The organism is Rhizobium sp. PAMB 3174, assembly GCF_052908375.1.
In genome coordinates this window covers 1,618,151-1,642,129 of record NZ_CM128608.1, presented here as the reverse complement: position 1 = coordinate 1,642,129, position 23,979 = coordinate 1,618,151, and the positions used below count along the sequence as shown (strand labels likewise).

The 23,979-nt window shown below is 62.5% G+C and carries 23 protein-coding genes; 11 read left to right on the top strand and 12 right to left on the bottom strand.

The features are described from left to right. Positions 1-198: 198 nt before the first annotated feature. Genes metG through ACU5AY_RS07775 form a run of 3 tightly spaced genes read left to right on the top strand, consistent with a single transcriptional unit; the run spans position 199 to position 3,399 of the window. On the top strand, positions 199-1,746 hold the full coding sequence (gene metG / locus ACU5AY_RS07785; protein WP_446828632.1) for a methionine--tRNA ligase: 1,548 nt from the start codon (positions 199-201) through the stop codon (positions 1,744-1,746). 43 nt (positions 1,747-1,789) lie between these two features. Beyond that, entirely contained in the window at positions 1,790-2,575 is a 786-nt protein-coding gene (locus ACU5AY_RS07780; RefSeq protein ID WP_446828631.1) for a TatD family hydrolase, read from the top strand. After that, complete coding sequence (locus tag ACU5AY_RS07775) at positions 2,575-3,399, top strand: MBL fold metallo-hydrolase (RefSeq protein ID WP_446828630.1); 825 nt, start codon at positions 2,575-2,577, stop codon at positions 3,397-3,399. Before ACU5AY_RS07780 ends, ACU5AY_RS07775 begins: the two co-directional genes overlap by 1 nt. A gap of 313 nt (positions 3,400-3,712) precedes the next feature. Here the strand turns inward: ACU5AY_RS07775 and ACU5AY_RS07770 are convergent, their stop codons facing one another. Both ACU5AY_RS07770 and ACU5AY_RS07765 read right to left on the bottom strand, forming a co-directional pair. Continuing rightward, the gene (locus ACU5AY_RS07770) at positions 3,713-4,918 is read right to left on the bottom strand and encodes an MFS transporter (protein WP_446828629.1); all 1,206 of its coding nucleotides are present in this window, start codon (positions 4,916-4,918) and stop codon (positions 3,713-3,715) included. Beyond that, positions 4,915-5,466, bottom strand: coding sequence for an N-acetyltransferase family protein (locus tag ACU5AY_RS07765; RefSeq protein WP_446828628.1), 552 nt, complete (start codon positions 5,464-5,466; stop codon positions 4,915-4,917). The genes ACU5AY_RS07770 and ACU5AY_RS07765 overlap by 4 nt, the downstream gene beginning before the upstream one ends. A 122-nt stretch (positions 5,467-5,588) precedes the next feature. Here ACU5AY_RS07765 and ACU5AY_RS07760 point away from each other — a divergent pair, with 122 nt between their 5' ends. Together ACU5AY_RS07760 and ACU5AY_RS07755 are read left to right on the top strand one after the other, a co-directional pair. Further along, the gene (locus ACU5AY_RS07760) at positions 5,589-6,482 is read left to right on the top strand and encodes a LysR family transcriptional regulator (RefSeq protein ID WP_446828627.1); all 894 of its coding nucleotides are present in this window, start codon (positions 5,589-5,591) and stop codon (positions 6,480-6,482) included. Between the two features lie 63 nt (positions 6,483-6,545). Next, a complete protein-coding gene (locus ACU5AY_RS07755) occupies positions 6,546-6,974 on the top strand; it encodes a DUF4864 domain-containing protein (protein ID WP_446828626.1) in 429 nt (142 codons plus the stop codon). A gap of 3 nt (positions 6,975-6,977) precedes the next feature. Here ACU5AY_RS07755 and tgt read toward each other — a convergent pair whose 3' ends face one another. The 5 genes from tgt to coaD all read right to left on the bottom strand — a co-directional run bounded on the left by tgt (position 6,978) and on the right by coaD (position 10,910). Next, complete coding sequence (gene tgt / locus ACU5AY_RS07750; RefSeq protein ID WP_446828625.1) at positions 6,978-8,108, bottom strand: tRNA guanosine(34) transglycosylase Tgt; 1,131 nt, start codon at positions 8,106-8,108, stop codon at positions 6,978-6,980. 6 nt (positions 8,109-8,114) lie between these two features. Continuing rightward, positions 8,115-9,191 (bottom strand): tRNA preQ1(34) S-adenosylmethionine ribosyltransferase-isomerase QueA, encoded by a 1,077-nt coding sequence (gene queA / locus ACU5AY_RS07745; protein WP_446828624.1) that lies wholly within the window; start codon positions 9,189-9,191, stop codon positions 8,115-8,117. Between the two features lie 81 nt (positions 9,192-9,272). After that, positions 9,273-9,782: a peptidylprolyl isomerase gene (locus ACU5AY_RS07740; protein WP_261930099.1), complete on the bottom strand. Its 510-nt coding sequence runs from the start codon at positions 9,780-9,782 to the stop codon at positions 9,273-9,275. Positions 9,783-9,815: 33 nt separating this feature from the next. Further along, positions 9,816-10,388, bottom strand: a complete 573-nt coding sequence (locus ACU5AY_RS07735; protein ID WP_446824188.1) for a peptidylprolyl isomerase — start codon at positions 10,386-10,388, stop codon at positions 9,816-9,818. Positions 10,389-10,406: 18 nt separating this feature from the next. Beyond that, a complete protein-coding gene (gene coaD, locus ACU5AY_RS07730; RefSeq protein ID WP_446824187.1) occupies positions 10,407-10,910 on the bottom strand; it encodes a pantetheine-phosphate adenylyltransferase in 504 nt (167 codons plus the stop codon). Positions 10,911-11,165: 255 nt separating this feature from the next. Here coaD and ACU5AY_RS07725 point away from each other — a divergent pair, with 255 nt between their 5' ends. Then, entirely contained in the window at positions 11,166-11,318 is a 153-nt protein-coding gene (locus ACU5AY_RS07725) for a hypothetical protein (RefSeq protein ID WP_261930096.1), read from the top strand. Between the two features lie 47 nt (positions 11,319-11,365). Then, a complete protein-coding gene (locus ACU5AY_RS07720; protein ID WP_446824186.1) occupies positions 11,366-11,503 on the top strand; it encodes a hypothetical protein in 138 nt (45 codons plus the stop codon). A 153-nt stretch (positions 11,504-11,656) separates the two neighbouring features. Here ACU5AY_RS07720 and gyrA read toward each other — a convergent pair whose 3' ends face one another. Beyond that, a complete protein-coding gene (gene gyrA, locus ACU5AY_RS07715; protein WP_446824185.1) occupies positions 11,657-14,455 on the bottom strand; it encodes a DNA gyrase subunit A in 2,799 nt (932 codons plus the stop codon). 216 nt (positions 14,456-14,671) lie between these two features. Between gyrA and ACU5AY_RS07710 the strand changes: the two genes are divergently transcribed. Continuing rightward, on the top strand, positions 14,672-15,298 hold the full coding sequence (locus ACU5AY_RS07710) for a MarC family protein (protein WP_446828623.1): 627 nt from the start codon (positions 14,672-14,674) through the stop codon (positions 15,296-15,298). Between the two features lie 29 nt (positions 15,299-15,327). Here the strand turns inward: ACU5AY_RS07710 and ACU5AY_RS07705 are convergent, their stop codons facing one another. Next, entirely contained in the window at positions 15,328-15,843 is a 516-nt protein-coding gene (locus tag ACU5AY_RS07705; protein WP_446828622.1) for a single-stranded DNA-binding protein, read from the bottom strand. 261 nt (positions 15,844-16,104) lie between these two features. Between ACU5AY_RS07705 and uvrA the strand changes: the two genes are divergently transcribed. Further along, positions 16,105-19,029, top strand: a complete 2,925-nt coding sequence (uvrA, locus tag ACU5AY_RS07700; RefSeq protein WP_446828621.1) for an excinuclease ABC subunit UvrA — start codon at positions 16,105-16,107, stop codon at positions 19,027-19,029. 3 nt (positions 19,030-19,032) lie between these two features. Here uvrA and ACU5AY_RS07695 read toward each other — a convergent pair whose 3' ends face one another. Next, positions 19,033-19,419: a type II toxin-antitoxin system VapC family toxin gene (locus ACU5AY_RS07695; RefSeq protein ID WP_446828620.1), complete on the bottom strand. Its 387-nt coding sequence runs from the start codon at positions 19,417-19,419 to the stop codon at positions 19,033-19,035. Further along, entirely contained in the window at positions 19,416-19,679 is a 264-nt protein-coding gene (locus tag ACU5AY_RS07690; protein ID WP_446828619.1) for a type II toxin-antitoxin system Phd/YefM family antitoxin, read from the bottom strand. Before ACU5AY_RS07690 ends, ACU5AY_RS07695 begins: the two co-directional genes overlap by 4 nt. Positions 19,680-19,743: 64 nt before the next feature. Between ACU5AY_RS07690 and ACU5AY_RS07685 the strand changes: the two genes are divergently transcribed. After that, positions 19,744-20,547 (top strand): DUF72 domain-containing protein, encoded by an 804-nt coding sequence (locus ACU5AY_RS07685; protein ID WP_446828618.1) that lies wholly within the window; start codon positions 19,744-19,746, stop codon positions 20,545-20,547. A 192-nt stretch (positions 20,548-20,739) separates the two neighbouring features. Next, on the top strand, positions 20,740-22,392 hold the full coding sequence (locus tag ACU5AY_RS07680; protein WP_446828617.1) for a Na/Pi cotransporter family protein: 1,653 nt from the start codon (positions 20,740-20,742) through the stop codon (positions 22,390-22,392). A gap of 17 nt (positions 22,393-22,409) precedes the next feature. Here ACU5AY_RS07680 and ACU5AY_RS07675 read toward each other — a convergent pair whose 3' ends face one another. Further along, a complete protein-coding gene (locus tag ACU5AY_RS07675) occupies positions 22,410-23,897 on the bottom strand; it encodes an NAD(P)H-hydrate dehydratase (RefSeq protein WP_446828616.1) in 1,488 nt (495 codons plus the stop codon). Positions 23,898-23,979: the final 82 nt, after the last annotated feature.

The following is a 23,979-nucleotide window of genomic DNA, read 5'->3' as shown; positions in this document are numbered from 1 at the left end:
ATAGAAGGCGGCAAGGCCAAAACGCGATGCCCGGTGGAGGTCTGCGACCGAAAAGCGGAAGCCGCTGCCGAAACAGGGTGTTCCGTTCCCTGAAAACATGCGTTAAGAGCAGCGCTAGACGCTATTCCGGCAAGCGCACAGGCCGGGTCATCCATTCGCCGGGTCCGGCAGATTTTCTAGAAGCGAACAAGACGCGCCATGACAGACAAGTCCAAATTCTACATCACGACCGCCATCTCCTATCCGAACGGCAAGCCGCATATCGGCCATGCCTACGAGCTCATGGCGACGGATGCGATTGCGCGGTTTCAGCGGCTGGACGGCAAGGATGTGTTCTTCCTGACCGGGACCGACGAGCACGGCCAGAAGATGCAGCAGACGGCGCGCAACGAAGGCATTCCGGTCGAGGAGCTCGCCGAGCGCAACTCTTCGGAGTTCCGTTCCATGGCGAAGCTTCTGAATGCCTCGAACGACGATTTCATCCGTACTACAGAGGCCCGTCACCACGAGACCTGCCAGGAGATCTGGCGGCGGATGGAAGCCAATGGCGACATCTACCGGGATTCCTATGCCGGCTGGTACTCGGTGCGCGACGAGGCCTACTACCAGGAAGGCGAAACGGAAGTCCGCGACGGCGTGCGCTACGGACCGCAGGGCACGCCGGTCGAATGGGTCGAGGAGGCAAGCTACTTCTTCAAGCTGTCCGAATACCAGGACAGGCTGCTGAAGCATTATGAAGACAATCCGGACTTCATCGCGCCGGCCGAGCGCCGCAACGAGGTCGTGTCCTTCGTCAAGTCGGGGCTCAAGGACCTCTCCGTCTCGCGTACCACCTTCGACTGGGGCATCAAGGTTCCCGGCGATCCCGAGCACGTCATGTATGTCTGGGTCGACGCTCTCACCAATTACCTCACCGCGACCGGCTATCTGACCGATCCGGACGGCGAGCGGACGAAATACTGGCCGGCCGACATTCACATCATCGGCAAGGACATCATCCGCTTCCACGCCGTCTACTGGCCGGCCTTCCTGATGTCGGCCGGCGTGCCGCTGCCCAAGCGCGTCTTCGCCCACGGCTTCCTGCTCAACAAGGGCGAGAAGATGTCGAAGTCGCTCGGCAACGTCGTCGGCCCGGTCGAGCTCGTCGAGCATTTCGGTCTTGATCAGGTACGGTACTTCCTGATGCGCGAAGTCTCCTTCGGCCAGGACGGCTCCTACAGCGAGGAGGCGATCGGCACCCGCATCAACTCCGACCTCGCCAACGGCATCGGCAATCTGGCCAGCCGCTCGCTCTCGATGATCGTCAAGAATTGCGACGGCCATGTGCCGGCGCCGGGCGCCTTCACCGACGAGGACAAGGCGATGCTCGAAGCAGCCGATGCGCTCCTCGCCATCACCCGCGAAGAGATGGGCCGGCAGCAGCTGCACAAGGCGCTGGCGGCCATCATAGCCGTCGTCTCGCAGGCCGACCGCTATTTCGCCGGCCAGGAGCCCTGGGCGCTGAAGAAGACCGACCCGGCGCGCATGGGCACCGTCCTCTACGTCACCGCCGAAGTGGTCCGCAACATCGCCATCCTGCTGCAGCCCTTCATGCCGGAATCGGCCGGCAAGCTGCTCGACCTCGTGGCGGCCTCTGCCGACGAGCGCAGCTTTGCGAGCCTCGGTGAAGCAGGCCGTCTGAAGGCCGGAACGCCGCTCGAGGCTCCCAAACCGGTTTTCCCGCGCTATGTAGCGCCAGAGAGCTGAGAGCCAAGAGCTGAGACCAAGAACAGACCAGGACACCGAACGCATGCTGATCGATACCCATTGCCATCTCGACTTCGCCGACTTCGAGGAGGAGCGCGACGAGATCGTCAAGCGCGCCCACCAGGCGGGCGTCAAGCAGATGGTGACGATCTCGACCCGCGTGCGCAAGCTCGACACGCTGCTGGCGATCTCCGAGCGCTATCCGTCCGTGTTCTGCTCGGTGGGCACGCATCCCAACAATGCCGACGAGGAACTGGACATCCAGGCGGACGATCTGGTGAAGCTCGCAGCGCATCCGCGCGTGGTCGCCATCGGCGAAGCCGGACTCGACTACTTCTACGACACGCAGAAGCCGGAGGACCAGAAAACCGGCCTGCGCCGTCACATCGAGGCGGCGCGCATCACGCAATTGCCGCTGGTCATCCACAGCCGCAGCGCCGACGACGACATGGCGGCGATCCTGACCGAGGAAACAGGGAAGGGGGCCTTCCCCTTCATCCTGCACTGCTTTTCCTCCGGCGCCGAACTCGCCAGGACCGGCGTTGAGCTCGGCGGCTACGTTTCCTTCTCCGGCATCCTGACTTTCCCGAAATCGACGGAATTGCGCGAGATTGCCGCGACCGTGCCGATGGAGCGACTGCTGGTCGAAACCGACGCGCCGTATCTGGCGCCGAAGCGCTGGCGCGGCAAGCGCAACGAGCCGTCCTACGTCGTCAACACCGCCGAGGTGCTGGCCGAGGTCAAGGGCGTCAGCTATGCCGAGATCGCCGAACGGACGACGGAAAACGCCTTCCGCATCTTCAGCAAGATGCCGAGGCTTGCCGCCTGATGAGTTACCGGCGGCGCTTCACCATCCTGGGCTGCTCGTCGTCGCCAGGAGTGCCGCGCATCAACGGTGACTGGGGCGCCTGCAATCCGGACAATCCGAAGAACCGTCGCACGCGCGCCGCGTTCCTGGTCGAGCAGATAGCGCCGGATGGCGGCAGGACGACAGTCGTCATCGACACCGGCCCGGACTTTCGCGAACAGATGATTGCGGCAAAAGTCGAGGCGCTGGACGCGGTTCTCTACACCCACGCCCATGCCGACCATCTGCACGGCATCGATGACCTGCGCGGCTATTTCTTCGTCCGCGGCCATCGCATTCCGATCTGGGCCGACGCCTTCACCATGGAACGCATCCGAGACGGCTTCGGCTATTGCATGGTGACGCCGCCGGAAAGCCAGTACCCGCCGATCGTCAAGCCGCACCTGATCGAGACGCCGGACATGCCGGTGACGATTTCCGGCGAAGGCGGAAAGATCAGCTTCATGCCGATCATGCAGCGTCACGGCGACATCCATTCGCTGGGCTTCAGGATTGGCGACGTGGCGTATTGCAGCGACGTTTCGCATTTCCCGGAGGAAAGCGTTGCGAAGCTCCAGGGCCTTGATGTGCTGGTCATCGACGCGCTGCAATACCGCGAACATCCGAGCCATCTGTCGGTCGACCAGGCGCTCGGCTGGATCGAACGGCTGCAGCCGAAGCGCGCGATCCTGACCCACATGCATGTACCATTGGACTACGACACGCTGATGTCCGGCACGCCGGATCACGTCGAGCCGGCCCATGACATGCTGACCTTCGAGAGCGATGCGCCGGCCGTATTGTAATCGAAAAAAGAACTTTTGAAACAATACAGTATCCGGATTTGTGAATTCATGGCTTGCAAAAGTTCAGGAACCTGAAGTCTCTAATTCGAATATCGACAGAAGGCATTGAGTTGAAACGCTTTATGATGATTCAATGTCGAACGGAACTGGGAGCACTCCTGGGAGAGGACGACAGGCTCCAAACAGTGGTTCCATAGACCGCCGATGACCGTCTGGAAGCCGAACCAGCATACAGAATAGTTCCATAATCTATCTTATGCGATCTTTGGATGTGGTTCGGTGGGGCTGTTCCCACGCGCGGAAATCTTCTCTCCTACGAAGCGCCTGAAACCTTCGAACGCTGTCCAAGCACCTTCAATGCAACAGCCGCGGTGAAGATGACGACGGCGAGCCCCAGAGACAGAACGAGCGCCGCCATGTCGCCCGCACGCTCGATCAACATGGCGTAGACCAGCGGCGATGCGGCCGACAGGAAGAAGCTCGGCGTGATCAGCTTGCCGACGAGACGGCCGTAGTGTCGATCGCCGAAGAGCTCCAGCGGCAATGATCCGCGCGTGATCGTCAGCAGGCCGTTTGCTGCGCCGAACAGCCCGACGAAGATTGTGGCCAAGCCCATGGACCAGCCGCTGAAGAAGCTGAACAGGAATGCAATCGGCATCACGCTCGCGGCGATCAGATTCAATGCCAACGGATTGAGCTTGCGGCCGATGACGAGATTGGTGAAGCGCGCCGTCGATTGGGCAATGCCCGGCAGCGATGCGATCCAGACCGCTGAAACGGTCGCCATGCCAAGGCCGCCGAGGATGCCGATCAGATGCGACGTCAGGCCGGCCGACAGGCTGTTGGTCGCGGCGACGATGACCGCGTACAGAATGGCGGGCACGAGGCTTCGTGGCTTGGAGGCAGGGTTGTCGATGTCAGACAGCCCTGCCCTTGCCGTCTCGCCCTCCGGCACCGAGCGCCGCGGCGGCGAAACGAGGGCCACCAGATAAAGCGGGATGGTACAGAGTGCAAATGCTGCGTAGCAGAACAGCGCCACCGTAAGGCCGAAGAAGTCCGTCAGATAATGGCCGATCGGCCAGAAGACGGTTGAGGCCAAGCCGCCGAGCAGCGTGATCTGGGCGATCGGCTGACGCGCCGCCGGCCCCGCCTGTTTGACCAGCGCGGCGAACGCCGCATCATACAGAGACAGACGCATGGCGAGCCCGAGAATGAGCCACGAGGCATAGTAGCCGGCAAGCGAATGGCTGATGGCGATCCCGGTGCAGCCGACGGCGATCAGCAAGGCCCCGGTGCTCATGATCCAGCGACCGCCGAATGTGTCGATCAGCCGCCCGGTCAGCGCCGAGGTCAGGCCCATGACGATGAGCGCTGCGGCGAAACCGCCATAGATCACATCCATGCTCCAGCCGCGCTCGGCCTCAAGCGTGCCCGCGAAGGTGCCGATCAGGTAGTAGGAAATGCCCCAGGAGACGAGCTGCGTCAGCCCGAGGCAAAAGACCTGCAGGCGCGAAATCATCGGCTGTCCGCCGGCGGTTCCCCGTCGCCCGGCCCCAGCGGCCGCATCATCAGCAGCGTGTCGACCCAGCGCCCGTGCTTGAAGCCGACCGAGGTCAACAGCCCGACCTTTTCGAAACCGAGCTTCCTGTGCAGCGCCTCCGAGCCCGTGTTGAAGTGGCCGTTGCCGATGACGGCGAACATCTGGCGCCACGGGCCCTTTTCGCAGCGGCCAATGAGTTCGGCAAGAAGCAATGCGCCGATGCCCTGCCCGCCCTTACCCTCCGTCACATAGACCGAATCCTCGATCGTGTAGCGATAGGCCGGCCGCGGCCGATACATGGTGGCGTAGGCGTAGGCGACCACCGCGCCGTCTCTCGTGGCGACAATATAAGGCAGTCCGGCCTTCAGCACGCCCGCGCGCCGCGTCCGCAGCTCTTCCACGGATGGCGGCGTCTCCTCGAAACTCGCGAGGCCGTGGAGGACATGGTGGGCGTAGATCGCCTGGATCGCCGGCATGTCGACATCTTCCGCGTCGCGGACGATCCATGTGTGTGCTGGTGCGGACATCTTCTCTGAGTTCTGGGTCAACGCAATTCTCTATGCTGGCAAGTTCGTGACACCATCTTGCAAAAATTGCAGGCATAATTGAATATTGTCGAAATCATACATTGGATAAGAAAAAGTTTGGTTTGAAACGGCTCAATCTCGATTATCTCGACACCCTGTCACAGGTCGTCGCCCTTGGCAGCTTCTCTGCCGCGGCCGAGCGGCGCAACCTTACCCAGCCAGCGGTCAGCCAGCAGGTTCGGCAATTGGAGCGTTCGCTTGGCGTCCAGCTGATCGAACGGGTCGGCCGGCGCGCGCGACCGACGGCGGCGGGCGAGCTTCTTCTCTCGCATGCGGCGCGCATCGAGGCCGACGTGACAGCCGCCATCGATGCCATGGATGCGCTCAAGGGCGGCGTCGGCGGCCGGGTGCGGCTCGGAACCGGCGCCACCGCCTGCGCCTTCTTCTTTCCGCCGCTGCTCGGCAGCCTCAGGGCCAAGTTTCCGCTGATCGACATTTCGGTGATGACCGGCAATACGGCCGATGTCGTGCGCGCGGTGGAAGAAAACGTCATCGACATCGGCTTCGTCACCCTCCCCGTCGCCGGCCGCTCGCTGGAGATCATCCCGGTGATGGAGGACGAGTTCGTGCTGATCGCCCGGCCGGAGGATGCCATCGAGGGTGATATCACGCCAGCCCGGCTGACGGACATGGCGGTGATCCTGTTCGAGTCCGGCGGCAACACGCGCTTCATAACCAATGAGTGGCTCGCCGGCGCCGGCGCGTCGATCAAGCCGGTGATGTCGCTGGGCAGCGTCGAGGCGACCAAGGAGCTGGTCGCCGCCGGCCTTGGCGCCGCCGTCCTGCCGGGCATGGCCGTGCAGAATGCCCGCGACCGCGGCCGCTTTTCCATCCGCACCCTGACCCCGCCGCTTGCCCGCCGGCTGGCGATCGTCGTCCGGCGCGACAAGCCGCTTCATCGCGGATTGAAGGAACTGATCCAGGCCATCCAGCAGGCAGCGCCCGCCGCTCGCTGAGTTTTTCGATCCGTTGCGCCAAATCGGGCGTATACTTCTTCATGAGACGGAGAGGAGACGACGATGCGTGCGTTCATCCCACTTGTTGCAGTCGCGTTCATGGCATTCCTGCTGCCGGTCGCCGCCATGGCGGAAGAGCCGGCCGCCGAGGCGCAGAAGGTCATCCAGCAGCAGATCGATGCGTTCCTCAAGGATGACGCGGAGGCGGCCTATGCCTTCGCGTCGCCGGCCATCAGGCAGCGCTTCCCGGACAAGGATACGTTCTTCGAGATGGTCAAGCGCGGCTACGCGCCGGTCATCCGGCCCGGCAACTACGCCTTCGGCCGTTCGGCGGTTGCGCCTGACGACAGCATGCTGTTCCAGGAACTGCTGATCACCGGCAGCGACGGCAAGAGCTGGCGCGCCATCTACCAGATGACGCGCGACAATGACGGCAGCTACAAGATCAACGGCGTACAGATGGACGTCGACACGGCCAGCAAGGGCATCTGACCCTCAGAGAGGATCGATGTCACCCCTCGCCCACGTCTCCATTGTCTCGCCCATGAAATCGGTGAAGCGGTCTTCAGCGATGGCCTTGCGGATACCCTGCATCAGTTCCTGGTAGTAGGCGAGATTGTGCCAGGAGAGCAGCATGCCGCCGAGCGCTTCATTGGCGCGCAGCAGATGGTGGAGATAGGCGCGCGAGTAGTCGCGGGACGCCGGGCAATTGGACTGCTCGTCCAGCGGCCGCATATCCTCGGCATGCCGGGCATTCCGCAGATTGACCTTGCCGCGACGGGTGAACGCCAGGCCGTGGCGACCTGAGCGGGTCGGCATCACGCAGTCGAACATGTCGATACCACGGGCCACCGATTTCAGGATATCGTCCGGTGTGCCGACGCCCATCAGGTAGCGCGGCTTCTCGGTCGGCAGTTCCGGCAGCGTCGTTTCGAGCATTTCCAGCATCACATGCTGCGGCTCGCCGACCGCGAGGCCGCCAATGGCATAGCCCTTGAGGTCGAGATCCTTCAGCGCGCGCGCCGAACGGACGCGCAGGTCCGGGATGTCGCCGCCCTGCACGATGCCGAACATCGCCTTGCCCGGCTGGTTGCCGAACTGCACCTTGCAGCGCTCGGCCCATCTCAGCGACATTTCCATCGCCCGTTCGATTTCCTTGCGCTCGGCCGGAAGCGCCACGCATTCGTCGAGCTGCATCTGGATATCGCTGTCGAGCAGGCCCTGGATCTCGATGGAGCGCTCGGGCGACATGTGGTGCAGGCTGCCGTCGACATGGCTCTTGAAGGTGACACCCTGCTCGTCGATCTTTCTGAGCGCCGACAGCGACATGACCTGGAAGCCGCCGCTGTCGGTCAGGATCGGATGCGGCCAGCGGATCAGGTCGTGAAGACCACCGAGCCTTGCGACGCGCTCCGCACCGGGACGGAGCATCAGGTGATAGGTGTTGCCGAGGATGATATCGGCGCCGGTGTCGCGCACCTGGTCGAGATACATCGCCTTGACCGAGCCGACCGTGCCAACCGGCATGAAGGCGGGCGTGCGGATGGTACCGCGCGGCATGGACACTTCGCCAAGGCGCGCGCCGCCGCTCTTGCCCTTCAGTGTAAACTGGAAATTCTCGGTCATCGTCTGTCAGTCTTTCCGAAACAGCAGGCTGGAATCGCCATAGGAATAGAAGCGGTAGCCGGTGGCAATGGCGTGCTCATAGGCCCCGCGCATCGCCTCCAGTCCGCTGAACGCCGAAACGAGCATGAACAGCGTCGACTTCGGTAGGTGAAAATTGGTCATCAGCACATCAACAGCGCGAAAGCGATAGCCGGGCGTGATGAAGATGCCGGTGGCACCCGCCCATGGCTGGATCGCACCGGACTCGTCGGCAGCACTTTCGAGCAACCTCAGAGACGTCGTGCCGACGGAAACGATCCGCCCTCCCCGCGCCCGCACTGCATTCAGTGCCGCCGCGGTCTCCTCGGAGACGTAACCCGTCTCGAGATGCATCTTGTGATCGTCGGTATCGTCGGCCTTGACCGGCAGGAACGTGCCGGCGCCGACATGCAGCGTCACGAAATGGCGTTCGATGCCTATCTCGTCCAGCTGCCGGAAAAGCTCCGGCGTGAAGTGCAGCCCGGCGGTCGGCGCGGCAACGGCACCGTCCTCGCGGGCATAGATGGTCTGGTAGTCGGTCCGGTCCTTCTCGTCCTCGCCGCGCTTGGCCGCGATATAGGGCGGCAGCGGAATGTGGCCGACGGTGGCGATCGCTTCGTCCAGCGCCGGGCCCGAGAGATCGAAATCGAGCGTGATCTCACCCGCATCGCCCTTCTCCGCGACCGTCGCCAGAAGCGTGCCGAGAAGGCAGGTATCGCCACCATGGCCGAATTCGATCCGGTCACCGGCCTTGATGCGCTTGCCGGGCCGCGCGAACGCCTTCCACTGATGGCCGGCGGTGCGCATGTGCAGGGTGATGGAGACGGGCGTCCGTTCCGCTCCTTCGCGCAGTCGCACGCCTTCGAGCTGGGCCGGAATGACCTTGGTGTCGTTGAAGACCAGCGCATCGCCGCGACGCAGGAAGGTGGGCAGGTCGAAGACGTTCCGGTCTTCCAGCGCCTCTCCCGACCGGACGATCAGCATGCGGGCGCTGTCGCGCGGGCTGGCGGGCCTCAGCGCAATGCGCTCTTCCGGCAGGTCGAAATCGAAAAGGTCAACTTTCATGGCTATGCGGGCGTCCAAGAAAAGGCGAACCCGCCCCGGCACGCAAATTGCCGGAGCGGGTGCTGAAAAGCCGTCAGAAAATCAGGCGTCGGCGGCGACCTTCATCGAGACGATGGAGTCGGGATCGCGCACCGGCTCGCCGCGCTTGATCTGGTCGATGATGTCCATGCCTTCGATGACCTGGCCCCAGACCGAATACTGCTTGTTGAGCCACGGCGCATCGGTGAAGCAGATGAAGAACTGCGAGTTGGCGGAGTTCGGGTTCTGCGAACGGGCCATCGAGCAGGTGCCGCGAATGTGCGAAACGGCCGAGAATTCGGCCTTCAGGTCCGGCTTGGAAGAGCCGCCCATGCCGGCGCGGGCCGGGTTGAAGCTCGGACCGCCCTGCTTGCCGTACTGCACGTCGCCGGTCTGCGCCATGAAGTCTTCGATCACGCGGTGGAACACCACACCGTCATAGGCGCCTTCGCGCGACAGTTCCTTGATGCGGGCCACATGGCCGGGCGCCACGTCCGGCAGGAGCGAGATCACGACCTTGCCCTTTGTGGTTTCCATGATGATCGTGTTTTCCGGATCCTTGATCTCGGCCATGCTATGTCTCCTTGACTGTACCGCTTGGTTTTTTTACTGGGGCTTTCCGACAGTCACCTTGATCATGCGGTCCGGATCGGTGACTTCCCCGTTAGCGCCGTCGCCACGCTTGATCTTGTCGACGAATTCCATGCCAGAGACGACCTTGCCGACGACCGTGTACTGGCCGTTGAGGAAGGGACCGTCCGCGAACATGATGAAGAACTGCGAATTGGCGGAATTCGGATCCTGCGCGCGGGCCATGCCGACCACGCCGCGCTCGAAGCCGATGTCGGAAAATTCGGCCGGCAGGTCCGGCAGCTTGGAGCCGCCGGTGCCGACGCGCGACGCGTCGAAACCGTCCTTCATATTGCCGAACTCGACATCGCCGGTCTGCGCCATGAAGCCTTCGATCACCCGATGGAAGGCGACGTTGTCATACTTGCCTTCCTTGGCGAGCGTCTCGATCTGCTTGACGTGCTTCGGCGCGACGTCCGGCAGAAGCTGGACGACCACCGGGCCGTCCTTCAGCTGGATGGTCAGATAATCGTTCTCGGCGGCAAAGGCCGATCCGATCGAGGCTGCGAGGAACAATGCGCCTGCAAAGGCCAGTTTTGCGAGTTTCATATCTTCTCCTTGAGACCCTTATCCGCGAGCGGCATTGCGTTTCCCCAGGAGGGCGTCCAGGACGACCTTCGGCACGAATGCGCTCACATCTCCTCCCATACCCGCGATCTGCCGCACCAATGTGGCGGTGATCGGCCGGGATGCCGTGCCGGCCGGCAGAAACACGGTCTGAATGTCCGGCGCCATCTGGTTGTTCATGCCGGCCATCTGCATTTCATAGTCGAGATCGGTGCCGTCCCTCAATCCCCTGATGAGGAGGCTTGCACCATGGGCGCGAGCCGCATCGACCACAAGATTGTCGAAGGAAACGACGGAGACCCTGCCCTCGGCATCCGGCATGACTTCCGAAAGCGAGCTGACGATCAGTTTTTTCCGTTCATCGAAAGAGAAAAGCGGCGTCTTGCCAGGATGGACGCCGATCGCCACGATCACCTTTTCCGCCACGTTCAGCGCCTGAACGAGTACGTCAAGATGACCGTTCGTCATAGGGTCGAATGAGCCTGGGTAAAACGCTGTTTTCATGGGCGTCCGGGTTTCTGTTTCGCCGTCTTTTGTCATGGAAGCGTGAGAGCCGCAAGCCCTCTTAAAAAAGGCTAAATCACGTCCGACATAGCTTCGCCACATACGTTAAGAAATGTAAGGCTACATGAACGCCAGATGAACGGGGCATTCAAGGCGTCTTCAGATTGAGTGTGTTTTAAGGGTATGCAGCAGACGAAGGCGGGAACAAAGCCAATCGCTGCGCATTAAAAAGATGTAAACAGGAAGGAATTGGCCATGACCGACAAGATTATGATCATCAACGTGGTCTGGACAGGCTTTATCGCAGCGATGCTCGCAGCGATGTTTATCGGTCACGATGGAAACATCCGGACCGCCGACGCTGGTGATCGTGTTTTTGCCGTCAACACGCACCGCTACATTCACTGACCTGATCGCGCCGGTCCCCGCCGGCAGAGCTTAGGAAGGATGCCCCGATGTTTATTGCCTTGATTCTTTTGAGCACCTTGATCGCCACGATGTTCATCACGTCCATCGCGTTTACCGTGAGCGAGCTTCAGCACGAAGCCAAGGAAATGAAGCAGCATGGCAACGATCGCCAGTACTTCATCTGACGCATTCGCCGCCGTGCCGCATTGAATTGAAATGACCTCCCAAGAAAAAGACCGGATGCTTCCCTGGCGTCCGGTCTTTTTTTGTTGTCCGGCCACCGGAGTTGCGGCGCCGCATACGAAAAAGGCCGGGCATTGGAGCCCGGCCTGATTTCTTCATTCCTCGGAGGGTGCGGCATCCGGAGGCGTCTCGCCCTCCGGCGCGACGATGGTGTCGCCCGCTTCCAGAATGTCTTCCACATCCTCGCCTTCCGGCTCGCTGATGCGCTCGACCGATACGACCTTCTCGTCCTTGGCGGTGGAGAAGATCGTCACGCCCTTGGTGGCGCGGCTGGCGATGCGGATGCCGTCGACCGGCACGCGGATCAGCTGGCCGCGGTTTGATACCAGCATGATCTGGTCCTTGTCCTCGACCGGGAAGGCCGCGACCAGTTCGCCGATCTCGCCGGTCTTCGAGGTATCGGTGGCGCGGATACCCTTGCCGCCGCGACCCGAGGTGCGGAAATCGTAGGACGAGGACCGCTTGCCGAATCCGCGTTCGGAGATCGTCAACACGAACTGCTCGCGTGCCTTGAGCTCTTCGTAGCGGTCGTCATTGAGGTGACCCTCTTCTGTGACCTCTTCGCCGACCAGCGCGATCTCTTCCTCGTCCGTGCCCATGGCGCGGCGTTCGCCGGCCGAGCGCTTGAGGTAGGCGGCGCGCTCCCATGGCTCTGCGTCGACATGGCCGACGATCGTCATCGAGATGATGCGGTCGCCGTCCGCCATGTTGATGCCGCGCACGCCGACCGAATTGCGGCCCGCGAAGACACGGACTTCGGTAACCGGGAAGCGGATACACTGGCCGAGCGCGGTGGTCAGCAGCACGTCGTCAAGCTCGCTGCAGGTCTCTACGGAGAGGATTTCATCGCCCTCCTCGTCCAGCTTCATGGCGATCTTGCCGTTGCGGTTGACCTGGACGAAGTCCGACAGCTTGTTGCGGCGAACGGTGCCGCGGGTCGTCGAGAACATGACGTCCAGCGTTTCCCAGGCGCTTTCGTCCTCGGGCAACGGCATGATCGTGGTGATGCGTTCGCCGTGTTCCAGCGGCAGCATGTTGATCAGCGCCTTGCCGCGCGAGGTCGGCGTGCCGATCGGCAGGCGCCAGACCTTCTCCTTGTAGACGATGCCGCGCGAGGAGAAGAACAGCACCGGCGTGTGCGTGTTGGCGACGAACAGGCGCGTGACGAAATCCTCGTCGCGCGTCGCCATGCCGGAACGGCCCTTGCCGCCGCGACGCTGGGCCCGATAGGTCGCCAGCGGCACTCGCTTGATGTAGCCGAGATGCGACACGGTCACCACCATGTCCTCACGGGCGATCAGGTCCTCGTCGTCCATGTCCGGACCGCCGAAGGTGATCTCGGTGCGGCGCGGCGTGCCGAATTCGTCACGCACGGCCGTCAGCTCGTCCTTGACGATGGTCTGGATACGCTCACGCGACGCCAGGATTTCAAGATAATCCTTGATCTCCGCGCCGATGGTGTTGAGCTCGTCGCCGATTTCGTCGCGGCCGAGCGCCGTCAGGCGGGCAAGGCGCAGCTCGAGGATGGCGCGCGCCTGCTCTTCCGACAGATTGTAGGTCATGTCGTCATTGATGCGGTGACGCGGGTCGTCGATCAGGCGGATCAGCGCTTCCACGTCGGCGGCCGGCCAGCGGCGTTCCATCAACTGCTCGCGGGCGGTCTGCGGGTCCGGCGCATAGCGGATCAGCCGGATGATCTCGTCGATATTGGCGACGGCGATCGCAAGACCGACGAGGACATGGGCGCGATCGCGCACCTTGCGCAGCAGGTACTTGGTCCGGCGGCTGACGACTTCCTCGCGGAACGAGACGAAGGCCTTCAGCATGTCGATCAGCGTCAGCTGTTCAGGCTTGCCGCCGTTCAGCGCCACCATGTTGCAGCCAAACGAGGTCTGCAGCGGCGTGTAGCGGTAGAGCTGGTTCAGGATCACGTCGGCATTGGCGTCGCGCTTCAGCTCGACGACCACGCGGTAGCCCTGGCGGTCGGATTCGTCGCGCAGGTCCGAAATGCCTTCGATGCGCTTGTCGCGCACCAATTCGGCGATCTTCTCGATCATCGTCGCCTTGTTCACCTGATAGGGAACCTCGGTGATGATGATCTGCTCGCGGTCGCCGCGCATCGGCTCGATGGTCGCCCGGCCACGCATGATGACCGAGCCGCGGCCCGTCTCGTAGGCCGAGCGGATGCCGGCGCGGCCGAGGATCAGGGCGCCCGTCGGGAAGTCCGGTCCCGGAATGATTTCCATCAGCTCCGGCAGTTCGATCGCCGGATTGTCGATGAGCGCGACGCAGCCGTCGATCACTTCGCCGAGATTGTGCGGCGGGATGTTGGTCGCCATGCCGACGGCGATGCCGCCCGCGCCATTGACCAGCAGGTTCGGGAACTTGGCGGGAACGACAACGGGCTCCGACAGGGTGCCGTCGTAGTTTTCGCGGAAGTCGACCGTTTCCTTGTCGAGATCGTCGAGGAGCGAATGGGCGGCCTTCTGCAGGCGGCACTCGGTGTAGCGTTCGGCTGCCGGCGGGTCGCCGTCGATCGAGCCGAAATTGCCCTGCCCGTCGATCAGCGGCAGCCGCAACGACCAGTCCTGCGCCATACGGGCCAGCGCATCGTAGATCGCCGAATTGCCGTGCGGATGGTATTTACCCATCACGTCACCGGTCACGCGGGCGCATTTGACGTATTTCTTGTTCCAGTCGACGCCGAGTTCGGACATGCCAAAAAGGATGCGCCGGTGCACTGGCTTCAGTCCGTCGCGGACGTCGGGAAGCGCGCGGCTCACGATCACGCTCATTGCGTAGTCGAGATAAGACCGCTGCATTTCCTCCATGATGGAAATCGGCTCGATGCCGGGCGGGTTAGACCCGCTGCCAGGTGTGCTATGTTCGGTCAAAACGGTTCACGTTCTCATTGTCAGAATCACTATCCGGGTTATATCGGAAAGCGTTCGGGGGTGCCAATTTGAAGCCGGGTTTTGAACAGGCTTTTGGCCTGCAGTAAGGCATTGGCATGCCCCTTTGCAAGTCTTGGCCGCCAAACACCGGCCGCCGCTCTAGGCATCTGCCGCCCACCGGGCTAAAACGGAACGGAAAAGGGGCAAGGCGGGCGCATGGCAACGACGGATTTTCTCATCAATTCGATCACCACGCTGCTGGTGACCACGGATCCGCCCGGCCTGGCGCCGATCTTTCTCGGTATGACGGCCGGAATGTCGACCAGCCAGCGCCGGCAGGTCGCGCTGCGCGGCGTCATCATCGCTTTCTTCATTCTTGCCTTTTTCGCAATCGCCGGGGCCACGGTACTGACCCAGCTCGGCATTTCCATGGGTGCATTCCGGGTGGCGGGCGGACTGCTCCTGTTCTGGATCGCCTTCGAGATGATTTTCGAGAAGCGCCAGCAGCGGCATGAAAACACCAAGGAAGTGGCGTTGACCAAGGACCAGATCCACGACCTCGCCGCCTTCCCGCTCGGCATTCCGCTGATTGCCGGCCCGGGCGCCATATCGGCGACGATCCTTTTGTCGGGATCGCTGGATGGCCCTGTTCAAAAGGCCGGCCTCGTGACGGTCATCGCCTTCTGTCTGGCGATCATGCTGGTGGTGCTGATGGTGGCCGAACGGCTGGACCGCTTCCTCGGCATGACAGGCCGGGCGATCCTCACCCGGCTCCTGGGCGTGCTGCTGGCCGCCCTCTCCGTCCAGTTCGTGATAGACGGCGTCAAATCGGCCTTCGCCTGACGCCGTCTGTCTGTCGATCCAAATCGTTCTCAGAACGGGATGTCGTCGTCGAGATCGCGCGAGAAACCGCCGCCGGAGGGTGCCGCAGCGCCGCCGCCGCGCGACGGGGATGCCGGAGCCGGCGAGCCGTAATCGCCGCCGTAGTCACCACCATAGCCTTCGTCACGGCCACCGCGTGCGCCGCCGCCGTCACCACGGCCGCCAAGCATCGTCAGGTTGCCGTTGAAGCCTTGCAGCACGACTTCCGTCGTGTAGCGTTCCTGGCCGCTCTGGTCGGTCCACTTGCGGGTCTGCAACTGGCCTTCGATGTAAACGGTCGAGCCCTTCTTCAGGTACTGCTCGGCCACCTTGCACAGGCCTTCGTTGAAGATGACCACGGAGTGCCATTCGGTCTTTTCCCGACGCTCGCCGCTGTTGCGGTCGCGCCAGCTTTCCGATGTCGCGATCCTCAGATTGGCGATCGGTCGGCCATCCTGCGTACGGCGGATTTCCGGGTCCGCGCCCAGATTGCCGATCAAAATCACTTTGTTGACGCTGCCTGCCATACTCTTCACCTCGATTGCCGCCGAAACGGCTTCCATTCCGTAAAAACTTGCGCCACTCTAAAGGAAAGCGCCGAGGCGCGCTTGCCCCGAGGGCGAAATCCACAGCTTTCCCCATGTGGAATTTTGTTCTTTTTTTGTTCTATTAAATATGTATGATCCTGTCAACTGAATCGATTTTTGCGGCAATTGCGGCGTCCGCTTCTCGACAGGCGGCGTAGTAACATTACATAGGGGCGGAATTCCAATCCGGATTATGTGAATATGAGCGAGTTGAAGACGATATCCATTCGCGGCGCGCGCGAACACAATCTGAAGGGCGTCGATCTTGATCTTCCCCGCAATTCCCTGATCGTGATGACGGGCCTCTCGGGCTCCGGCAAGTCTTCGCTTGCCTTCGACACGATCTATGCCGAGGGCCAGCGACGCTACGTGGAAAGCCTTTCCGCCTATGCGCGGCAGTTCCTGGAAATGATGCAGAAACCGGACGTCGACCAGATCGAAGGCCTGTCGCCGGCAATCTCCATCGAGCAGAAGACGACATCGCGCAATCCGCGGTCCACGGTCGGCACGGTCACCGAGATCTATGACTACATGCGCCTCCTGTTTGCCCGTGTCGGCGTGCCCTATTCGCCGGCCACCGGCCTGCCGATCGAGAGCCAGACGGTCAGCCAGATGGTCGACCGGGTGCTGGCCTTCGAGGAAGGCACGCGACTTTATATATTGGCGCCGATGGTGCGCGGCCGGAAGGGCGAGTACAAGAAGGAACTCGCGGAGCTCATGAAGAAGGGCTTCCAGCGCGTCAAGATCGACGGCCAGTTCTACGAGATCGCCGACGCCCCTGCCCTCGACAAGAAGTACAAGCACGATATCGACGTGGTGGTCGACCGCATCGTCGTACGTCCCGACATGGCCGCCCGCCTTGCCGACAGCATCGAGACCTGCCTGACGCTTGCCGATGGCCTCGCCGTCGCCGAATTCGCCGACAAGCCGTTGCCGCCGGAGGAAACCTCTGCCGGCGGCTCCGCCAACAAGTCGCTGAACGAGACGCATGAGCGCGTGCTGTTTTCGGAAAAATTCGCCTGCCCGGTTTCCGGCTTCACGATTTCCGAGATCGAGCCGCGGCTGTTTTCCTTCAACAATCCGGCCGGCGCCTGCCCGACCTGCGACGGTCTCGGATCGCAGCAGAAGATCGACGAGAACCTTATCGTTCCGGAGCCGGACCGCACGCTGCGCGACGGTGCGATCGCCCCCTGGGCGAAATCGAGCTCACCTTATTACAACCAGACCCTGGAGGCGCTGGGGAGGACCTTCGGCTTCAAGCTCGGCGACCGCTGGAGCGCGCTGAGCGCTGCGGCCCAGAAGGCGATCCTCAAGGGAACCGACGAGAAGATCGAGTTTCACTATGCCGACGGCGCCCGGTCCTACAAGACGGTCAAGACCTTTGAGGGCATCGTGCCGAACCTCGAACGCCGCTGGAAGGAAACCGACAGTGCCTGGGCGCGCGAGGAAATCGAGCGCTACATGTCGGCCGCCCCCTGCCCGGCCTGCAACGGCTTTCGCCTGAAGCCCGAGGCGCTGGCGGTGAAGATCCGCAAGCTGCATATCGGCGAAGTCACCGAGATGTCGATCAAGATCGCGCGCGACTGGTTCGACGAACTGCCAACCCATCTCTCCGACAAACAGAACGAGATCGCGCTCCGCATCCTCAAGGAGATCCGTGAGCGGCTGCGGTTCCTGAACGACGTCGGCCTTGAATATCTGAGCCTGTCGCGCAATTCCGGCACGCTGTCGGGCGGCGAAAGCCAGCGCATCCGCCTCGCCTCGCAGATCGGCTCCGGCCTCACGGGCGTGCTCTACGTGCTGGACGAGCCGTCGATCGGCCTGCACCAGCGCGACAACGACCGCCTCCTGGCGACGCTCAAGCATCTGCGCGACATCGGCAATACGGTGATCGTCGTCGAGCATGACGAGGATGCGATCCTGACAGCCGACTACGTGGTCGATATCGGCCCGGCCGCCGGCATTCACGGTGGCGAGGTCGTGGCCGAGGGAACGCCTGGCGACATCATGGCGAACCCCAAGTCGCTCACCGGCAAGTATCTCTCCGGCGAAATGGGCGTGCCGGTGCCTTCCGAACGGCGCAAGCCGAAGAAAAAGAAGGAGATCACCGTCGTCGGCGCGCGCGGCAACAATCTGAAGAACGTCACCGCCTCGATCCCTCTCGGCGTCTTCACGGCCGTGACCGGCGTGTCCGGCGGCGGCAAGTCGACCTTCCTCATCGAGACACTCTACAAGTCGGCAGCCCGCCGTATCATGGGCGCGCGTGAGCACCCGGCCGACCACGACCGCATCGACGGTTTCGAATATATCGACAAGGTGATCGATATCGACCAGTCGCCGATCGGCCGCACGCCGCGCTCCAACCCGGCGACCTATACCGGCGCATTCACGCCGATCCGCGACTGGTTCGCCGGATTGCCGGAAGCCAAGGCGCGCGGCTATCAGCCCGGCCGCTTCTCGTTCAACGTCAAGGGCGGCCGCTGTGAAGCCTGCCAGGGCGACGGCGTCATCAAGATCGAAATGCACTTCCTGCCGGATGTCTACGTCACTTGCGACGTCTGCCACGGCAAGCGCTACAACCGAGAAACGCTGGACGTGACCTTCAAGGGCAAGTCGATTTCCGACGTGCTCGACATGACGGTCGAGGAAGGCGTCGAGTTCTTCTCTGCCGTGCCGGCGGTGCGCGACAAGCTGCAGGCGCTGTTCAATGTCGGGCTCGGCTACATCAAGGTCGGCCAGCAGGCCAATACGCTCTCCGGCGGCGAGGCGCAGCGCGTCAAGCTCGCCAAGGAACTCTCCAAGCGCTCGACCGGCCGCACGCTCTACATCCTCGACGAGCCGACCACCGGCCTGCATTTCCACGACGTCGCGAAACTCCTGGAAGTGCTGCACGAACTGGTCAACCAGGGCAATTCGGTCGTCGTCATCGAGCACAATCTGGAGGTCATCAAGACCGCCGACTGGATCATCGACTTCGGTCCCGAAGGCGGCGATGGCGGTGGTGAGGTGGTGGCCTTCGGCACGCCGGAAGCCGTCATCGAGAACGAAGCCTCGCACACCGGCCATTATCTGCGCGAACTGATGAGCCGCCGCCCCGGCCAGGGCAAGCGTCAGGCAGCGGAGTAGAGATCACCAGAGACGGTCGATGTCGAACTGAGAAAAGGCGCTGTCGGCTGTGACAAGAACGAGGGAGTCGAGTTTCGCTTGCGCGGCCAGCAGGCGATCGAAGGGGTCACGATGATGACCGGGCATGACGCCGGCGAGGATGGCGTGTTCCGCGGTTACGTCGGCAATCTCGAAGCCTTCGGCAGTCACTGCAGAGCGGAAGGAGTGGACGAATTCACCAATTCCATCCCATTTCCCGAGACGGTGTTTCGTGCCCATCTCGAACGCGGAAACCACACTGACGACGATCTCGTTGTCTGGCGAAGAAATGGCACTTTTCGCCGCTGTCGACAGGCGCTTTTCATCCAGAACCCACCAAGCCAAGGCGTGGGTGTCGAGAAGCAACCTCACTCGGAGAAGCCGCCATATGGCGGTCTTTCATCGAAATCGCCCAACTCCTCGTTCGTCAGTGGGGCAAGTGCACTGTCCGGGACGGTAAAGCGTCCTTTCCAGGAGCCAGGTTTGCGTGCCCCCCTGTCCCGTGCGGTGTACGGCACCAATTTGGCGACAGGCTCGTTGCCGCGCGATATGACGATTTCTTCGCCAGCTTCGACGCGGGCGATCAGCTTCGACAACTCTGTTTTCGCCTTGTGAATGGTGACCTTGTCCATCGGACCGCTCCAATATTCGCAGACAATATAGCTAACGCATTAGCTAACTACAATGGAGGATAGCATGACCACCTCAGGCACAATCCGCACCGGCATCGGCGGCTGGACGTTCGATCCGTGGGAGGGGCACTTCTATCCGGCCGATCTGAAGAAGACGAAGCAGCTGCAATATGCCAGCTCCAAGCTGAAGACGATCGAGATCAATGGCACCTATTATTCCAGCCAGAAGCCGGCGACCTTCGCCAAGTGGGCGGCCGACGTGCCGGACGGCTTCGTCTTCTCGCTGAAGGCAATCCGCTATGCCACGAACCGGCGCGTGCTGGCCGAGGCAGGCGAGTCTGTCGAAAAATTCCTGGCCTCGGGCGTCACCGAACTCGGCGACCATCTGGGGCCCATCCTCTGGCAGCTCATGCCGACGAAGAAGTTCGATGAGGCGGATTTCGGCGCCTTCCTGGCGTTGCTGCCGGAAAGGCTGGACGGCTTGAAGTTGCGGCATGCCGTTGAGGTACGCAATCCCTCCTTCATGGTGCCGGAATTCGTTGCGCTGGCCCGCCGGCACAATGTGGCGATCGTTTACGCAGAGCATTTCGACTATCCGGAAATCGCTGATATCACGGCCGACTTCGTCTATGCGCGCCTGCAGAAGGGCTCGGATGATGTGCCGACCTGCTATCCGCCGGACAAGCTGGATGCCTGGGCCAGGCGATTTGGCGAATGGGCGGGCGGCGACCAGCCTTCCGACCTGCCGCTGCTTGCACCCGACGACAAGCCAGAAAAGAAGCCGCGCGATGTGTTTGGCTACTTCATCACCAGCGGCAAGGTGAACGCCCCGGCCGGCGCAATGGCGCTGCAGGAAAAGCTTGGTTGATTGAACTTTGGTTGTGTTGATTGAATTGACGCAATCAAGGATGGGCAATTTGTGACGGTGTCGAATCTGGGCTATAGGATGTCGCTGAGCCAGCGCCATCCGCGGAGATAATCGCGAAGCATCGCTGCTTGTCTTTTGGGTTGATGCCGGCTCCGGCTACGCCCGCTCCGCCACATTCATCCGGTCTCGCCCATGTCAGGTATTGTCGTCTTCATCAATCTCGCGGGAGCGGTCGCCCTCCTGCTCTGGGCGACCCGCATGGTGCGCACCGGCATCGAGCGGGCCTATGGGTCGATCCTGAAGGACAAGTTGCGGCTTGCCGTTGGCAATCGTGTGACCGCCGCCATTGCCGGTTTCTTCTTTGCCGTCGCGCTGCAGAGCGCCACGGCCGTCTCGCTGATCATCGCGTCCTTCGTCGCCGGCGGCTATGTGTCCTCGGCGATCGGCATTGCCACCCTGCTCGGCGCCGATTTCGGCTCGGCCTTCGTCGTCCGCATTCTGCGTCATGACCTGTCGCTACTGATCCCCGTCCTGCTTCTGGCCGGGACCGTCGCCTTCCGGGCGTCGGAGGCGCGCAACTGGCGCCAGATCGGCCGCATCCTGTTCGGCCTCGGCCTGCTGCTGCTGGCACTGAAGCTGATCGGCCAGGCCTCCGATCCGCTGCGCTCCAGCGAAATATTGCCAATCATCATCAACTATCTCTCGCGCGACTGGATCACCGCCTTCATTCTCGCGGCCATCCTCGCCTGGGCCTTTCACTCCAGCGTCGCAACCATCCTGCTGATCGCCTCTCTCGCCGACCGTGAGCTGATCCCGTCCGTCCTCATCATTCCGCTGGTGCTCGGCGCCAATTTCGGCGCAGCCGTCATCGGCGCCATGCTGACCAAGAATGCCGAGAGTGCCGCGCGCATCGTGCCGCTCGGCAATGTGGCGATCCGCGGCACCGCCACGCTGCTGGCGCTCGCGCTGCAGTTCTCCGTGCAGCTGCCGCCGACCGATTTCGCCAACGGCCCCGGTGACGCCGTGGTCATGGTGCATCTGGCGATCAATGCCGCCGTCGTCATTTTCGGTCTGCCCTTCTGCGGCATCGTCGGCATGGCCCTGGAGAGGCTCTTCGCCAACCCGGCGCCGGTTGCCGGCATTCCCCTGGATGCGCGGATTTCCTCACTCAATCCCGCCGATCTTGCCAATCCGCGCCAAGCGGTCGCCAATGCGACGCGCGAGGTGTTGACGGCCTGCGAAAAGACCGAGGTAATGCTGAACTGGATCTTCGACCTCTTCGAGAAGAACGATCCGAAGAAGATCGCCCGTATCGACGAACTCGACGACGAGATCGACCATATCCACCGGGAGATAAAGTTCTATCTCGCCCGCATCTCGCAAAGCGCGCTCGACGAGGCGTCGGCGGCCCAATGTCAGAGCCTGCTGTCGACCACGATCAAGATCGAGCAGGCAGCCGACATCATCTCGCAGAACATGCTGAACCGGGTGAAGAAGAAGCACGAGCGCAACACCGCCTTCTCGGCGGAAGGCTGGGCGGAGTTGAAGGCCATGCATGCCGAGGTGCTGAAGAACGCCCACCTCGCCTTCAACCTCTTGATCAACCGCGACATCGAGCACGCCCGCCAGCTGGTCGCCAGTAAGGAAGCCATGCGGGCTTTGGTGCGAGAGAGCGAGGAGCGGCACCTGCAGCGCCTGCGCGCCGGCAATGTCGCAAGCTTCGATTCAAGCTCGCTGCACATCGACACGATGCGCGACCTGAAGGAGGTCAATTCCCTGGTCGTGTCGATCGCCTATCCCGTGCTTGAAGACCAGGGCATGCTGCGCCACAGCCGCCTTCTCTGAGTGGTTTCAGGCGCGAGCTAACTCTCGATGACGCCGTTCAAATGTGTGATCAGCGTCTCGGCAGTCAGGCCCCGCCCTGCCCGGTTTCCGGCTTCGCCGTGGCGGAACGCGCCCGCGGCGGCGGCCTGATAGGGCGCAACGGCTTGGGCCATAAGACCGCCAATAATGCCCGCCAGCACGTCGCCGGAGCCGGCTGTCGCCAGCCAGGGCGGCGCATTGTCGTTGATAACAGCATTGCCCGACGGATCGGCGATCACCGTATCCGCTCCTTTGTAGAGGATCGCCGCATGCGCGCGCTCCGCCGCGGCGAGCGCCCGCTCCACCTTCGAGAGTTGCTCGTCGCTGGCTAGGTCGGGGAAAAGCCGCCGGAACTCGCCCTCGTGCGGGGTCAGGACCAGTCGAGTAGCGCCCTCTGAAAAAAGACTGAATAGCTCGTCCGGCGCATCCTGAAACGAGGTGATGCCATCTGCGTCGAGCACCATGGGCACTGCGCTGTCCGCCAGCGCCCGCACGAATTGCCGGGCCTTTTCACCGACGCCGAATCCGGGGCCGATGACTGCTGCAGTCACGCGACGATCCTTCAGCCAGCCGGCAAGGTCGTCCGCATCGGCTATGGATTTCAGCATGATCGCCGTCAGCGCGCCGGCATTGACGAGTGCCGCGTTCGGCGGCGTGACGACGGTCACCAGGCCGGCGCCGCTGACGAGACCGGCTTGTGCCGAAAGCCGTGCCGCCCCGGTCGCCGCCGGACCACCGGAAAAGACGGCGAGATGGCCGCGGGTGAACTTGTGGGCGGCCGAATCGGGTGTCGGCACGTCCTCCCGCCAGAGCCCCGGCCCGTTGACAGCCAGACGGCTGTCCTGCGCGGTAATGATGCGCCGGGGAATGCCGATGTCGAAGACCGAGATCTCGCCGCAGAGCGCCCGTCCCGGCAGCAGAAGATGGCCGGGCTTGCGCGTCATGAAGGTGACGGTGATCTCGGCCGTGAACGAGGCACCCAGCGGCACGCCGCGCCGACCGCAAAGACCGGAGGGAAGATCGACAGCGATGACCGGCATGCCGGCAGAATTTACCGTTTCGATGAGACTTGCGACCGCGGCTGGCACGTCGCGATCCAGGCCCGCCCCAAAGAGCGCATCGATGATGACGTCCCCGCTCTCTGGCCGGTAGGTTTCCAGCGGTTCGGAGCCCGAGGTAAAGCGCCGCCGTGCCTCCGCCGCATCTCCCTTCAGCCGGTCGGCATCGCCGAGATGGAAGACCTTGATATCGCATCCGCTTTCACTCAGGCCCCGCGCGGCAACATAGCCATCGCCGCCATTGTTGCCGGGACCGCAGAACACGACGAAGCGCCGCGCGCCGGGATAACGCCGGAGCGCGGCGGCAGCGACCGCCTGCCCTGCCCGCTCCATCAATCCATAGCTGTCGATCCCCGATGCCGCGGCATCGCGGTCCGCCTGTCCCATCTCATCGGGTGTGAGAAGCACTGTTTCGATTGGTAATGTCATGCGGGAAGTTGATGCCGAGTCCGGGGAAAAAACAATCAAAAAACACAGGCTCTTTGGCTCAAATATTAGGCATATGCATAAA